Source organism: Streptomyces sp. NPDC000075 (assembly GCF_040301925.1).
Lineage (GTDB): Bacteria > Actinomycetota > Actinomycetes > Streptomycetales > Streptomycetaceae > Streptomyces > Streptomyces polychromogenes.
The window spans coordinates 209,951-224,023 of sequence record NZ_JBEPFL010000011.1; the positions used below are offsets into that span (position 1 = coordinate 209,951).

At 70.4% G+C, this 14,073-nt stretch carries 13 protein-coding genes; 4 read left to right on the top strand and 9 right to left on the bottom strand.

Features of this window, described 5'->3' with window-relative positions; genetic code table 11:
* Positions 1-2: 2 nt before the first annotated feature.
* The 4 genes from ABT403_RS16080 to ABT403_RS16095 form a co-directional block, all read right to left on the bottom strand.
* Positions 3-947, bottom strand: coding sequence for an ABC transporter permease (locus ABT403_RS16080; protein ID WP_344152953.1), 945 nt, complete (start codon positions 945-947; stop codon positions 3-5).
* A 4-nt stretch (positions 948-951) separates the two neighbouring features.
* A complete protein-coding gene (locus tag ABT403_RS16085) occupies positions 952-2,514 on the bottom strand; it encodes an ABC transporter substrate-binding protein (RefSeq protein ID WP_344152956.1) in 1,563 nt (520 codons plus the stop codon).
* 265 nt (positions 2,515-2,779) lie between these two features.
* Positions 2,780-2,878, bottom strand: coding sequence for a putative leader peptide (locus ABT403_RS16090; RefSeq protein WP_328740532.1), 99 nt, complete (start codon positions 2,876-2,878; stop codon positions 2,780-2,782).
* Between the two features lie 12 nt (positions 2,879-2,890).
* The gene (locus tag ABT403_RS16095; protein ID WP_344152963.1) at positions 2,891-4,111 is read right to left on the bottom strand and encodes an ROK family transcriptional regulator; all 1,221 of its coding nucleotides are present in this window, start codon (positions 4,109-4,111) and stop codon (positions 2,891-2,893) included.
* Positions 4,112-4,307: 196 nt separating this feature from the next.
* Between ABT403_RS16095 and ABT403_RS16100 the strand changes: the two genes are divergently transcribed.
* Positions 4,308-4,748: an SRPBCC family protein gene (locus tag ABT403_RS16100; RefSeq protein ID WP_344152966.1), complete on the top strand. Its 441-nt coding sequence runs from the start codon at positions 4,308-4,310 to the stop codon at positions 4,746-4,748.
* Between the two features lie 3 nt (positions 4,749-4,751).
* Here the strand turns inward: ABT403_RS16100 and ABT403_RS16105 are convergent, their stop codons facing one another.
* The 5 genes from ABT403_RS16105 to ABT403_RS16125 all read right to left on the bottom strand — a co-directional run bounded on the left by ABT403_RS16105 (position 4,752) and on the right by ABT403_RS16125 (position 10,580).
* Entirely contained in the window at positions 4,752-7,334 is a 2,583-nt protein-coding gene (locus tag ABT403_RS16105; protein ID WP_344152969.1) for an FG-GAP-like repeat-containing protein, read from the bottom strand.
* Between the two features lie 93 nt (positions 7,335-7,427).
* On the bottom strand, positions 7,428-8,561 hold the full coding sequence (locus tag ABT403_RS16110; RefSeq protein ID WP_344152971.1) for an FG-GAP-like repeat-containing protein: 1,134 nt from the start codon (positions 8,559-8,561) through the stop codon (positions 7,428-7,430).
* A 110-nt stretch (positions 8,562-8,671) separates the two neighbouring features.
* Positions 8,672-9,973, bottom strand: coding sequence for a C40 family peptidase (locus ABT403_RS16115; RefSeq protein WP_344152974.1), 1,302 nt, complete (start codon positions 9,971-9,973; stop codon positions 8,672-8,674).
* A gap of 122 nt (positions 9,974-10,095) precedes the next feature.
* Positions 10,096-10,368, bottom strand: coding sequence for a hypothetical protein (locus ABT403_RS16120; RefSeq protein WP_344152977.1), 273 nt, complete (start codon positions 10,366-10,368; stop codon positions 10,096-10,098).
* A 38-nt stretch (positions 10,369-10,406) separates the two neighbouring features.
* Positions 10,407-10,580, bottom strand: a complete 174-nt coding sequence (locus ABT403_RS16125) for a hypothetical protein (RefSeq protein WP_344152980.1) — start codon at positions 10,578-10,580, stop codon at positions 10,407-10,409.
* A gap of 572 nt (positions 10,581-11,152) precedes the next feature.
* On the opposite strand from ABT403_RS16125, the gene ABT403_RS16130 reads away from it, so the two are divergent.
* From ABT403_RS16130 to dnaK, 3 genes are all read left to right on the top strand, one after another.
* Entirely contained in the window at positions 11,153-12,157 is a 1,005-nt protein-coding gene (locus ABT403_RS16130) for a LuxR C-terminal-related transcriptional regulator (protein ID WP_344152983.1), read from the top strand.
* A 403-nt stretch (positions 12,158-12,560) separates the two neighbouring features.
* Positions 12,561-12,935, top strand: coding sequence for an STAS domain-containing protein (locus ABT403_RS16135; protein WP_344152986.1), 375 nt, complete (start codon positions 12,561-12,563; stop codon positions 12,933-12,935).
* A partial coding sequence (gene dnaK, locus ABT403_RS16140; protein ID WP_351649119.1) for a molecular chaperone DnaK occupies positions 12,935-14,073 on the top strand: 1,139 nt, incomplete at its 3' end. The genes ABT403_RS16135 and dnaK, both read left to right, overlap by 1 nt.

A 14,073-nucleotide genomic window follows, 5' to 3' on the forward strand; every position in this document is an offset into this window, starting at 1 on the left:
GTTCACTCCCACCTGATCCGGGGGTCCAGCCAGGCGTAGGCGATGTCGGTGAGCAGCTGGACGGCGACGAACACCGCGACCAGCAGCAGGAGCAGGGCCTGGACGACGGGGTAGTCGCGGCGGACCACCCCCTGCTCGGCGAGCATGCCGAGCCCCGGCCAGGCGAAGACGGCCTCGACCACCACGGCTCCGCTGAGCAGTTGCCCGATCTGCATGCCGAGTACGGTGACGGACGACGGCAGGGCATTGGGCAGCGCGTGCCGCCAGATGATGCGCCGGCGGGTGACGCCCACGGCCGTGGCGGTGCGTACGTAGTCCTCGGCCAGGGCGCGCTCCAGCCCGTCCTTGAGGTAGCGGCCGAGGACGGCGCCGCTCGGCAGGGCGAGGCACAGAGCGGGCAGCAGCAGGTATTGCAGGCCGATGTCGGGGGCGTCGAGCACCGACCGGTACCCGCCGGCGGGCAGCAGGCGCAGGGCCACCGCGAACACCAGCACCAGCACGATGCCGGTGACGAACGGCGGCACGGCCAGCGCGGCGGTGGCCACCGCCCGCGCCGCGCCGCGCACCCCGCGACCGCGCCCGGTCGCCCCGAGCAGCCCCAGGGCCAGGCCGAGCGCGACCGTCAGCGCCAGCGCGCCGATGGTCAGCTCCACCGTCCGGCCCAGCCCCTGGCCGATGAGGTCGGAGACCTCGCCGCCGATGGCGTACGAGGGTCCGAGGTCACCCCGTACGAGATCGCCGAGCCAGGCGACGTACTGGACCGGCAGCGGCCGGTCCAGGCCGAGCCGGGCGCGGATCGCCGCGACGGCCGCGGGTCCGGCGTCCGGCCCGGCCAGGGTGGTGGCCGGGTCGCCCGGGATGAGGCGCAGGATCACGAAGATGACGAACGAGGCGAGCGCCAGGACGAGCAGCGCGGAGGGAACCCTCTTCAACAGGTAGGAGCGCACGGCGTCACACCAGGTACGCGTCGTCGAGGATGAGGTAGCCGAACTTGTTCAGGTCCGCTCCGCGCACCTTGGCCGTGGCGACCTCCACCTGGGCCTCCACCGCGAGGTCGATGATGAAGGCCTCGTCGAGGAGCTGGTCGCTGATCCGCTGGTAGGCCGCCAGAGCCTCGGGGCCCTCCGCGTCATCGCGCACCCATGCCGCCCGTACCGCCTCGGTGTAGGCGGGAGAGCTGAACTGCGAGGTGTTCTTGGCCTCGTTGAAGGGGTAGGCGCTGACGGCCAGGGTGGACGGGTGGACCTGGGCGAACCCGTGGCCCATCGTCCACAGCGCCGGCATCTGCTGGGCGATCAGCTTCTTCTGCATGGTCGCCGAGTCGTACGGCTGGAGCTCGGTGGTGATGCCGATCTGCTTCAGGTCGTACTGGATGATCTGGGCGATGGCCGTCACCCTGGGGACCGACGCGTGGGCGAGCGGCAGGGACAGGCTGTCGTGCCCGGCCTCCTTCAGCAGGGCCCGCGCCTTGTCCGGATCGTGCGTGTAGCGGGTGGCGTTGGCGTCGCTGTACGCCGGGGAGGACTTCGGCCAGGGGGCCGCGCTCGCCTGGCCGTAGCCGCCGAGGACCTGCTTGACGATGCGCTCGCGGTCGACGGCCCAGGACAGCGCCTGGCGCACGCGCTTGTCGTCGGTGTACTGCTCCTTGACGTTCGCGCCGAGGTAGAGGGCGCCGGCGCCGGTGTCGTAGCCCTTGATCCGGAACTGCTTGTCGTCCTTCAGCTGCGCCACGTCCTGACCCCGGACGTCGAACGAGAGCTGCGACTGGGCGGTGCGGAGCGAGGAGAGCAGCGCGTCGGGCTGCGGGATGACGCGTATCTCGACCTTGTCCAGGTAGGGGCGGCCGGGCTGCCAGTAGCGCTCATTGCGCGCGAAGCTGAGGGAGGCGCCGGGGTTGCGGCCGGTGAAGGTGTAGGGCCCGGTGCCGATGAGCCGCTTGCCGGCGACGGCGTCCTCGACGGAGTCCTTGTCGGCGATGAACATGAACTCGAAGAGGTCGAACAGGTTGCTGACGGGGTGGGCGAGGCCGAGGGTGATCTCGTGGTCGCCCCGCTTCTCGAACGAGGTGACCGCGGCCGCCGTGGATCTCAGCTGGGCGGCCCGTACGGGGTTCTGGAGGTTCTGCACCGCGAAGATGACGTCGTCCGCCGTGAACTTGCGGCCGTTGTGGAAGGTGACGTCGTCGCGGAGCGTGAAGGTGATGCTCTTGCCGTCCGGGGCCACCTGCCAGGACTTCGCCAGCTCCGGCTGCGGCCGCAGCTTGTCGTCGTAGCGGGTGAGGGTGTTGAAGACGAGGCGTGGGACGAGGGTCATCGCGCTCACCGCGAAGAGCAGGGCCGGAGTGAAGTCGACCCCGTGCGCGATCGTCAGCGTGCCTCCCCTGCGGGGGCTCGCCGCGGCGGCCGGCGCGCTGTCGTCGACCGCGGAGCGGCAGGCCCCCAGCGTCATGAGGAGGGAGCCGGCACCCACGGCGCGCAGCAGGCCCCGCCGGGAGAGGGGAGGGAGCGTGGTCATGAGGGAACCGCCTTGGGGAGAGGAAGCGAAACTTAATTGCAATCTGAGCGGAACTAATTCACCCCAGGTGGGACCGGGTGCGGTCCATCGCAGGGGGAACGGGGAGCAGGGGGAGCCGCGACGCGGAGATCCGGTCAGGATCGCGAAACGCGGTGCGGGGGAGCGGCCGTGGCGCCCGGGCGTCCCGCAGAACGCGGAACGGGAAGGGCGGGTACGGCGGGGCCGCGGCCCGGGCGGGCCGGCCGGCGTCAGGCTGAAGTCGAGATCAGCGGGGACAGCCCGGCGACGGCACGGCACAGATCGCGCTGGCATGGCGACAGAGGTCGACATGCCGGCGGGAAACGAGCCGCACGGTCGGGGTCATGCGCGCAGATTGTCAGACACCCGATGATTGGTCAAACGCCACCGCCCGTAGCGGATCGGCGTAGATGTTGGCCAGAACGGCCGTGCCGGCCGCGACGTCCAGTGCCCGTTCCCCGGTTCCCGGAGCGACGATCCGCTCCGGGTCGTCACACAGGTGCGAGCGCTCGACCGCCTCCTCACGGATCGCGTCGAGGTACCGGGGATGGGCCCCCGAGAAGGTCTCGTGCACCACCACCACGTCCGGATTGACCAGGTCCGCCAGGAGCGCGACCGCCCGGCCGATCAACCGCGCCCGGTGCCGCACCAGATGATCAGCGCCGGGATGTCCCGCCGCCACGGCCTCGCAGAGCAGAGTGCGGTCCGGTTCGGCGACGATACCCCGCCGAGCGGCTTCCGCGAAGAGGACGGTGTCGGAGACCACCGCCTCGAAGCAGCCGGTCCTGCCGCAGGGGCACTTCGCCCGGCTGCCGGGTACGGGCTGGTGCGCCACGTCGCTGGTGGCCGCGCGCGGGCCGAGGTGCACCCGGCCGCCGCTGCCCAGGGCCGCGTCGACCACATGGCCCACGAAGACCGCCACGATGCTGTGCTGCGCATCGGGATGGCCGAAGAGGATCTCCGACTGGGCGAGGGCGCGGGCGTGGTTGTCGACGTACACCGGCAGTCCGGTGGCCCGCTCCAGCGCGTCGCGCAGCGGTACTTCGTACCAGCCGAGCGGTTCGTGCCGCACCGCGATCCCCCGCTCCGGATCCACCCTTCCGCCCAGCACCGCACCCACACCCGCGAGGGTGAGGCCGCCCCGGTGGGCGTCGAGGAAGGCGGGCAGCCGGCTGGTCACCCGTCCCAGGATCCCGGCCGGGCCGGGATCCCGGCCGCTCACGTCCTCCCGGGCCAGGACGCGCCCGCGCAGGTCGATCAGGGACAGCGTCGCGCCCGGCACCCCGATGTGCACACCGGCCACCGCGACCCGGCCACAGTCGATGTCCACCGGAACCTGCGGGCGGCCGACGCCCGCCGCGGCGACCAGTTCGGGGCGCTCCCGCACCAGCCCCAGACCGGCGAGGTCGGCCACCTGCCGTGAGACCGCCGCCGGGCTGAGCCCGGTGAGGGCCGCGATCCGCCTGCGCGCCACCGGACCGTGGTCGAGCACGGTCCGCAGCACCGCGGAGGTGTTCACCTCCCGTCGGCCGTCGCCGCCGCGGAGTTGCCGGTAGGGGCTGTTCAGCGGGGCGGGCATCTGCGGTTCCTCACTCGGGCACGGGTGGTTCCAGCGGGGCGGTCGCGCGTACGGACCACGCGGGGGAGCGGAGTGCCCCGGTGCTGATCGTAAGCGGGCCGCCGTCGTGGGCGGACCGGCCACCCGCGCCGGCCGCCACACGACCGCAACGCCGCCGCAACAACCGGCGGCGAGAGTGGTTCTCTACGATCGTGCCGTGCCCACCTTCTCCTTCGAACGCACGCCCCCGCTCGCCCCCTCGGAGGCGTGGCGCAGGCTGACGGACTGGCCCCGCCACGCCGACGCGGTCCCGCTGACCGGGATCGAGCTGCTCACCGCGCCGCCGACCCGTGAGGGAACGCGTTTCGTGGCCCGGTCGGGCGTCGGACGGGTGGCCGTCGACGACGTCATGGAGGTGACGGTCTGGCGGCCGCCGGTGGGCGACGAGCCCGGCCTGTGCCGGGTGGAGAAACGCGGCCGGGTCGTCCTGGGCTGGGCGGAGATCGAGGTCCGGCCAGGCCCGGGGGGCCGTAGCCGGGTGGTGTGGCGGGAGGAACTGCGCATCCGCTTCCTGCCCCGCCTCTTCGACGGAGTCCTGAAAGGGACGGCCCGCCTCATGTTCGGCCGCGCGGCGACCCAGCTCCTCAGGAAGACCTGAGGGCTACCAGCCGCCGGTGACGTCGTGGGCGGCGTGGAAGGTGGCATCGCCTCGGCCCGGCCAGGCTCTGAGTGTGCCGGTGGCGTTGTCCCGGGCGAGGATGTCGGCCTTGCCGTCGCCGTCGATGTCACCCGCCGCGGTGGTCTGGCTGAAGTTCCAGCCGCCGGTGACGTTGACGGGGGCGTTGAAGTAGCCGCCCGCGTTGTGGGTCCACATCTTGAGCGTGCCGGTGGCGGGGTCGCGGGCGATGATGTCGGCGGCTCCGTCGCCGTTGAAGTCGGCCGCGGTCGTCTGGGTGAAGTTCCAGCCGGCGGTGAGGTGGGCGGGGGCATTGAAGGTGCCGTCGCCCCGGCCGGCCCAGATCTTGAGGTTGCCGTCGGTGTCGCGGGCGATGAGGTCGGTCTTGCCGTTGCCGTCGAAGTCGGCTGCGGTGGTCTGGGTGAAGTTCCAGCCGCCGGTCACGTTCGTGGGCGGCAGGAAGGTGCCATCACCCCGGCCGACCCACAGGCGGAGCGTGTTCTGGGGGACGTTCTCGTCGGCCGGACCTTCATAGCGGGCCATGATGTCGGCTTTGCCGTCCCCCGTGAAGTCCGCCGCGACGGTCTGCGCGTAATGCTGCCAGCCGCCAGTGACGTTCTTCGCCGCGGCGAAGGTGCCGTCGCCGCGCCCGAGCCACACCTTCAGGGTGCCCGTGGGGTCGTGCCGGGCCAGAAGGTCGGAGACCGAGTCGCCGTTGAAGTCGGCGGACGTGGTCTCCCCCATCGGGAGCTGCGCCCGAGGGGCGCGGTCGGCCAGCGTGCGGGCGAGGAGCTCCGTGCCGGCGTCGTTGAAGTGCAGTTTGTCCGTGCTCGCGACCGCGGGCCGGATGGCGTAGGGATCGTCGAGGTCCTTGGTGGCGACGTCGAAGTCGACGTAGTCGTCGATATCGTCCGTGGTGCGGATGTAGGCGTTCACCGCCTGCCTCACCGCTTCGCGGGAGCGGAAGGCCGTGCCGGCGCCGTAGCCGGAGAAACCGGGGATGGTGGCGACGGTGACGCGGATCCCGCGGGCGCGTGCCTGGGCCGCGATGCTCCGGATGGAGTCCGTGACCGTGGTCGCCGTGGCGCCGCCGCCGATGATGTCGTTGACGCCCTCGTAGAGGACGACCTCACGGACGTCGGGCTGCGCGAAGACGTCGCGGTCGAGGCGGCTCAGCGCACTGGGCCCGTTACCGTTCGCGAGGTCGTCCAGGAGACGGTTGCCGCTGATGCCGGCGTTGAGGACGCCGCTGACGTCGCCCTTCTGCTTGAGGAAGGCCGCGTAGAAATCGGGCCAGCGGCGGTTGGTGTTCAGGGTGCTGTGCGCGGCGTCGGTCTGCGAGTCGCCGAGGGCGACCACGGTGCCCGGGTTTCCGCTCGCGGCGACGTCGACCCCGCTGACCACGCCCCAGAAGGTGACCTTGTCGAACGGGAAGGCGCTCTGGCCCACATCGGCCGACCGGTCACCGCCCTTCCACGCGGTGGCGTACGAGGTGGTCTTGGTGTAGCCGTGGTGGGCGAAGGACTTCACCGTACCCGGCAGGTAGTAGCTGACCAGCAGGTTCTTCCCGGCGGTGACGGCCAGGGGAACGGGGTCGCTGACCAGTTCGGCGCCGGCCGCCAGGGTGACCTGCTGGCTGCCGCCGAACGTCACGGTGACAGGGGTCTGCGTGGCCGTTCCCCCGGCGGACTGTGCCGCGACCGTGACGTGACCGAGTTTCAGGGGCTCGGGCGAGAAGGTGCTGGCGAACCGCAGGCGGACCGTGCTGCCGCTGGTGTGGGGATTGACGACCATGCGGAACGTCTGGTTCGTCCAGTCGGGATACGCCCCCTCCCCCATGGCGGTGGGTTGCGCCGAGTCGGTGGACGCCGCCCAGCTTCCCGTCCAGGAGGCCCCGCCGGGTGCGGGGGCCGTGCTGCGTACCGCCGTGGAGAAGACGTGGAGGCGCTTGTCCGCGGTGGCGGCGGGCAAGGTGACGGCGGTGACCGTCTTGCCCCGGGTGACCGGAACGGTGACGGCGTAGAGCTTCACCGGCCTGCCTGCCCGGGTGGCCGTACGGTTCATGGTGACGGCGGCCACGAGGGGGTTGCCGTCGGCCCAGTCGCCGACGCCGTCCAGGGCGTATGCCGAGGTGGTGCCGTCGCTGTAGTGCACGCTTCCGGTGCCGCTCACCGTACCGCCGCCGGTGGCGGTGAGCAGGAAGCCGAGGGCGTTGCCGGAGCCGGACACCGGTACCCGCTGGCCCTCGGCGACGACGTTGTCCGGCTGGCCGGGCGCGACGTCGGGCAGGGTGTAGGTGGTGCCGCTGACGGTGACCCGGGCCCCGCGGGTCCATCCCGCGGCGTCGAGCGCGTCGGCGGAGAGGCTGTCGCCGTGCCCGTCGAGGTTCGCCGCCCCGGGGTTGGCCTGGGTGGCGATGCCGACGTTGTTGAAGGCGGCCGCGAACGACGGATAGACGCTCTCGCTGGCGCTCGCGGCGGTGGTGGCGAGACCGGTGGTGGCCAGTGCGAGAACGAGGGCGGTCGCCACCACTGGTGTCCTGGCGGCCCCGAATGCGGTGCGTGACATGGGGATGAGTGCCTTTCGTGGCTTGGTCGATGCCGGCGATGTCGGCGACGTCGCCGACGTTGGCGATGTCTGCGGCCGGGGCCGTGGTGGGGGTTACCAGCCGCCGCTGAGCTTGGCGGGGCTGCTGAAGGTGCCGTTGCCCTGGCCGGCCCAGATGGTGAGCTCGCCGTTGTTGTCGTTGCGGGCGATGAGGTCGGTCTTGCCGTTGCCGTCGAAGTCGGCTGCGGTGGTCTGGGAGAAGTTCCAGCCGCCGGTGACGTTGACGGGGGCGTTGAAGTAGCCGACCGCGTTGTGGGTCCACATCTTGAGGGTGCCGCCCGCGTCCTTGGCGATGATGTCGGCGGCTCCGTCGCCGTTGAAGTCGGCGGCGGCGGTCTGGGTGAAGTTCCAGCCGGCGCTGAGGTGGGCGGCGGCGTTGAAGGTGCCGTCGCCCCGGCCGGCCCAGATCTTGAGGTTGCCGTCGGTGTCGCGGGCGATGAGGTCGGTCTTGCCGTTGCCGTCGAAGTCGGCGGCGGCGGTCTGGGAGAAGTTCCAGCCGCCGGTCACGTTCACGGCCGCGTTGAACGTGCCGTTACCCCGGCCCGTCCACAGCTTGAGGGTGCCGTCGGAGTCGCGGGCCATGAGGTCGGCCTTGGCGTCGCCGTTGAAGTCGGCGGCCACGGTCTGGGTGAAGTTCCACCCCGCCGTCACGTTCACCGGCGCGTTGAAGTAGCCGCCGGCGTTGTGCGTCCACATCTTCAGATTGCCCGCGCTGTCCCGAGCCACGATGTCGGCCGCGCCGTCCCCGTTGAAGTCCGCGGCCGCCGTCTGCGTGAACACCGGCGCGGGCGGTACGTCCACGGGGAACGGGTCGGCGTGGTCGGCGCCGAGGCCCACCAGGGGACCGCAGTAGGGCCACTGGCTCTCACCTGCGGTATCGAGGAGCTTCTGCCCCATAAGTATCTGCTCGTTCTTCGTGGCCTGGTGCGGATAGGGCGCGTACCGCGTCCCGCCGATCGACTGCCAGGTGTCGAGAGTGAACTGGAGCCCACCGTAGTGCGGGCTGTGGACGTTGCTCCAGTCACCGCCGCTCTCGCACTGGGCGAGCTTCTCCCAGGTGCTGAGCGAGGCGGCGTGGGCGGCTCCCGCCGACCCTGCGAGTGCGGTCATCGTGCAGCAGGCCGCGAGCGAGAGGGCGAGGAGGCGGTGACGGGTGACGCGGACGGGGACGGGGACGGGAGAGGACATGGCGAAGGAACCTTCCGGACAGGGGGAGAGGAATCGAGAACCCGGCGTCGCCGGGGCCGGTGCCGTGCGGAGACGTCCGCACGGCACCGGCGGGGTGGGGTGGTGCGGGGTCACCAGCCGCCGGTGAGCTTGGCGGGGGCGCCGAAGGTGCCGTTGCCGCGGCCGGCCCAGATGGTGAGGTCACCGTTGTTGTCGTTGCGGGCGATGAGGTCGGCCTTGCCGTTCCCGTCGAAGTCGGCCGCCGTGGTCTGGGAGAACTCCCATCCGGCCGTGACGTCGACGGCCTGGTTGAAGTAGCCGCCCGCGTTGTGGGTCCACATCTTCAGGTTCCCGTCGGCGTCCTTCGCGACGATGTCTCCTTGACCATCGCCGTTGAAGTCCGCGGCCACGGTCTGCGTGAAGTTCCAGCCGCCCGACAGCTGCGCCGGCGCCCCGAACGTGCCGTCACCCCGGCCCGCCCAGATCTTCAGGTTGCCGTCGCCGTCACGGGCGATGAGGTCGGCCTTGCCGTTGCCGTCGAAGTCGGCCGCCGCCGTCTGCGTGAAGTTCCAGCCGCCCGTCAGCTGTACTGCGGAGCCGAACGTGCCGTCACCTCGGCCCGGCCACAGTTTCAGGTTGCCCGAGCCGTCCTTGGCGATGAGGTCGGCCTTGCCGTCACCGGTGAAGTCGGCCGCCACGGTCTGAGTGAAGTTCCACCCCGTGGTCACGTTCACCGGGGCGTTGAAGTAGCCGCCGGCGTTGTGCGTCCACATCTTCAGCGTCGCCGAACCGTCCCGGGCGATGATGTCCGCCGCACCGTCACCGTTGAAGTCCGCTGCCACCGTCTGCGTGAACACCGGAGACGGGGTGTCGGTGACCCGCTTGTACCGGAGCGCCTTGTAGTCGCCGTTGGGGTGGCCGTCGATGGAACCCGCGTTGATGGACATACCGGTGACGTGCTTCACCGGGGTCGATCCGAAGGAGTAGTAGGAGAACTTGGTGTGGGCGGCGTCGTCCCACTGGTCGAAGAGGATGACGTGGTCGTAGTAGCTGTTGAGGATGTCGCCCGGCTTGAGGTCGCCGCGCGGTATCTCGTAGACCTCCGGGGAGCTCTCCAGAGACTGGGTGTTCAGGCTCGTCGACAGGTGCCAGGCCATCGAGACGTATCCGGAGCAGTCGGTGCGGTAGTTCCGCCCGTTCACGTCGGCGTAACTGCCGCCCTGGTCGTACGGGATGCCCTTGCCGAGCCAGTACTTGGCGCGCTCGATGATCTCCGTCCGGGTGATCGCACCGCCGACCGTGGATTCCGCGACCGTGGCCGCCTGCACGACGCTCGGCGCGGGAGCCGCCACTGCCGGCTGCGCCGCGGTGGCGGCGAGGGTGAAGGAGGCGGCGGCGATCGACAGGGCGAGGGCGCGACGGGGAGTGACCATTGCGGACATAAACATGGACATGACAAAGCTCCAATTGGCGAGGAATGAGGAATGAGGAAGGAAAGGGCCGAAGCCGAGTGAGGTGTGAGGGCGCGGGAGGGGATCGTGCGCCGGCCCCGCTTCTAGGGGAGCGGAAGGGCGGTGAGGCCGTGAGTGGCGATCGGCGCACGAGCCCGCAGGAGCAGCGCTCGTGCGCAACCCACGGCGGCCTCGTCGGAGACGGCGGTGAGGAAGAAGGTGGCCTCCATCCCGTGCGGGACGGACCGCACGGCGATGTGCTCGACCCCGTCGCCGGGGGTGGCGTGCGCCCAGAGCAGATCGAGCAACACGTGAGAGCCCTGGACGGTCGTGGCGGCTTCAGGCGCGGCCCTCATGAGGGTGCGGACGATGTGCATGGTCGGCGTGCTGGATGGGGGCGTCCTGCGGGGGAGAGTCAGTCCCAGCCTATGGAGCCGGCGCGCGGCGCGTCCCACCCGATGGCCACGGCCGGCCCGTTGACGGCGGTCGTGGTCTCCGCGGGGTGAGCGTCCCACCCGATGCCCGCCCCCGCGATGGTCAGGGCGCCGAAGGCGAGGGCGAGGGCGAAGGTGAGGGCGATGCGGCTCACGGACGAAGAAAACGACATGGACACGTTAAGGCTTCTCTCGATAGGGCAGCGCCCGGCGGGCGGTGCGGGGTGGTGGCGAGACGGTTCCGATCGGGCCTGCACCCGGCTGCCTCGCCGGTGTCGCCCCTCTCGGTGATCAACATCTTGTGCCACCGGGTGCCAGGGCTGAAGACCTTGCGCAGGTCACCAAAGTGTCTTGGCAGCAAGGTGACGTCCGCGTGCCGCACGCCTCACGGACGCCGCGGTCGTCGCGGTCGTCGCGCTCGAAAGCCGGGCACCGACGTGGCGTTCACGTTGAGCCCCGCTAAACGCGGGTTCCCGTATCCCTCATTGAACAACGAGGCACCGGCGGGCACGCTGGTCAAGGCGACCGCTTCGCGCGCGATCACTCGGTTCCCTTCGAGGGACACGGGTCGGGCGGAACAGCCGTGTCGCCCTGGCATCCCACAGTGAGCGGCGCGGCCCCCATGTGTGAGGTCACGCCCCAGGACCAGGCGGTCTGACCAACCGCCGGATGCCCGGACGTTTCGCATACGACGGGCACGCCTTCCGGCGTGCGTGGGGGTGGGGGAATGAACGACACATCAGGACTGGAGATCCTCGGTCTGGACCGAACCCAGGAGGCCGTCTACCGGAGCCTGCTGGCAGGATCGGCCGAGGGGGTCGAAGACCTCGCGTCCCGCCTGGGCATCTCCACAGGTGACGTGGGCGCCTGCCTGGAGCATCTTCTCGACATGGGGCTGCTGCAGCCCTCCCGGGACCGGAGCGGCACGCTCCGGGCGGTCAGTCCCGAGATCGGCTTCGACATCATCCTGCACCGCCACGAAGCGGAACTCCTGCACCGCCAGCGGCAGATCAGCCTGGGCAGGGAAATCGCCGCCCGCACCGTAGCCGCCCTCGCCCGGGAGCCCGGCCCGGCCGACACGGAAGTGGGAGAGCGCCTGATCGGCCTCGACGCGATCCAGAGAAGGCTCGAAACCCTCACCCGGGGACTACGCGGCGAGTGCCTCGCCATCGAACCGGGCGGTGCCCAGTCCCAAGCCAGTCTGGACGCCGCACGTCCCCTCGACGAGAGCGCACTGGACAGGGGCGTCCGCTTCCTGACGATCTACCAGGACACCGCCCGCAACGACCCCGCCACCCTCGCCCACGCCCGCTGGATCAACGATCGGGGCGGTCAGGTGCGTACCAGTCCGGCCACCCCGCCCCGGCTGATCGTGTTCGACCGCCGGACCGCCATCGTCCCGATAGACCCCTCCCACACCCGCAAGGGCGCTCTGTGCACCACAGCCCCCGGGATCGTCGCCGCGCTCGTCGCTCTGTTCGAACAGACCTGGGAGAACGCCCTGCCCCTGGACACCGACCCCCGCGTCGACAGGGACGCGGAAGGCCTCGCCTCCGCAGAGCGCAGCCTGCTCAGACTTCTCGCGGCCGGCATGACCGACGAAGCCGCCAGCAAGCGCCTCGGTCTTTCCCTGCGCACCGTCCGACGCCAGATGGCCGCGCTGATGGAACGCCTCGACGCCACGAGCCGCTTCGAAGCGGGCCTGAAGGCCGGCCGACGCGGCTGGCTCTGAACGGTTCGCAGGACGCCCCACAGAGATCATCGGTGGGGGAGGGCGGGGGATCGGGTTCCCCGCCCTCCGCCGCTGGTACCGGCCCGGTCGGCCGACGACCTTCCTGCGGCCGGATCCGCCGCCGATGGCGATCTTGCGGGGCTCGACACGCTCGGCGACCCGGATGCCTCGCAGCGTGTCCTCGGCGCACCTGCCTTGAGTCGGGTCTTGTCAACTTTATTGCCGCGAGCTATATAGGTGGTGTGTGCATCTGGGGATGAGTGGCGAGAGGAGTGACCGGTGATGGCCTCCTACGAGGCCGGTGTGTGCGGCTGAGCATTCCGGTGGCTGAGAAGGCGAAGCCCCGGAAGATCGGGATCAGGCCCCGCAGGTGGTCAACCGGGACGAAAGCGAGGTTGCGGTCATGGCCGAAATGCCGCCTCTGACGGCCGCGATCCGGCAGCGCCCCGACGCGCACCTCAACGTCGCCGTCTCGGGAGAGATCGACATCCAGAGCGCGCCGCAGCTGCGACTCACCCTGGATGAGGCGCTGTCCGACGGCGCGCATGTGGTGGAGGTCGACTTCAGCGGAGTCGAGTTCTGTGACTGCTACGGACTCGGCGTCCTGCTGGAAGCCCGCCGCCGGGCAGCCCGAAAAGGCACCGCTCTGAGGTTGGTGAGCGTCACGTCACCCCTTGTACGGCACCTTCTGCGGCGGACCGGTACAGCGGCGGTCCTGCTCGGGTCGCCCGGAGGAGTCAGCAGTCGAGAAGTTCATGGATCTGAGAGGAGCGGATGATGACACGCGCAGTCGGGATCGACCTGGGCACGACCAACTCCGTCGTCGCAGTCCTCGAAGGCGGCGAGCCCACGGTCATCACCAGCACCGAAGGAAACAGGACCACCCCTTCCGTCGTGGCCTTCGGCAAGGGCGGAGAGGTCCTGGTCGGCGAAATCGCCAAGCGGCAGGCGGTGACGAACGTCGACCGCACCGCCCGGTCCGTCAAGCGCCACATCGGCGAGGCGGACTGGCGTTTCCCGGAGGCCGCCGACATCGACGGCAAGCGGTACACGGCGCAGGAGATCTCGGCCCGCGTCCTGCAGAAGCTGAAGCGCGACGCGGAGGCGTATCTCGGTGAGGACGTCACGGACGCCGTGATCACCGTTCCGGCGTACTTCAACGACTCCCAGCGCACCGCGACGAAGGAGGCCGGAGAGATCGCCGGTCTGAAGGTGCTGCGGATCATCAACGAGCCGACCTCCGCGGCGCTGGCGTACGGCCTGGACAGGGAGACCGACCAGACGATCCTCGTCTTCGACCTCGGAGGCGGCACCTTCGACGTGTCCCTCCTGGAGATCGGCGAGGGCCTGGTGGAGGTCAAGTCCACCAACGGCGACACCCACCTCGGCGGCGACGACTGGGACCAGAAGATCGTCGACCACCTCGTGAAGCAGTTCCGGAACAACTACGGCGTCGACCTGTCCAAGGACAAGATGGCGCTCCAGCGTCTGCGCGAGGCCGCCGAGAAGGCGAAGATCGAGCTGTCCGCCGCCACCGAGACCAACATCAACCTGCCCTACATCTCCGCCTCCGCCGAGGGCCCCCTGCACCTGGACGAGAAGCTCACACGCTCGCAGTTCGAGCAGCTGACCGCCGACCTGCTGGAGCGCTGCAAAGCACCGTTCCACAACGCGGTCGAAGACGCGAAAATCAAGGTCTCGGACATCGACCACGTCATCCTGGTCGGCGGCTCCACCCGCATGCCCGCCGTGACGGAGCTGGTCAGGGAGCTGACCGGCAAGGATCCGCACAAGGGCGTCAACCCGGACGAGGTCGTCGCGATCGGCGCCACCCTCCAGGCCGGTGTGCTCAAGGGTGAGGTCAAGGACGTCCTGCTCCTCGACGTGACCCCGCTGTCCCTCGGTATCGAGACCAA

Coding starts and splice junctions, on each gene's coding strand:
- ABT403_RS16085 (WP_344152956.1), bottom strand. CDS start 2,514: ATGACCACGCTCCCTCCCCTCTCCCGGCGGGGCCTGCTGCGCGCCGTG.
- ABT403_RS16090 (WP_328740532.1), bottom strand. CDS start 2,878: ATGACCCCGACCGTGCGGCTCGTTTCCCGCCGGCATGTCGACCTCTGT.
- ABT403_RS16095 (WP_344152963.1), bottom strand. CDS start 4,111: ATGCCCGCCCCGCTGAACAGCCCCTACCGGCAACTCCGCGGCGGCGAC.
- ABT403_RS16105 (WP_344152969.1), bottom strand. CDS start 7,334: ATGTCACGCACCGCATTCGGGGCCGCCAGGACACCAGTGGTGGCGACC.
- ABT403_RS16110 (WP_344152971.1), bottom strand. CDS start 8,561: ATGTCCTCTCCCGTCCCCGTCCCCGTCCGCGTCACCCGTCACCGCCTC.
- ABT403_RS16115 (WP_344152974.1), bottom strand. CDS start 9,973: ATGGTCACTCCCCGTCGCGCCCTCGCCCTGTCGATCGCCGCCGCCTCC.
- ABT403_RS16120 (WP_344152977.1), bottom strand. CDS start 10,368: ATGCACATCGTCCGCACCCTCATGAGGGCCGCGCCTGAAGCCGCCACG.
- ABT403_RS16130 (WP_344152983.1), top strand. CDS start 11,153: ATGAACGACACATCAGGACTGGAGATCCTCGGTCTGGACCGAACCCAG.
- ABT403_RS16135 (WP_344152986.1), top strand. CDS start 12,561: ATGGCCGAAATGCCGCCTCTGACGGCCGCGATCCGGCAGCGCCCCGAC.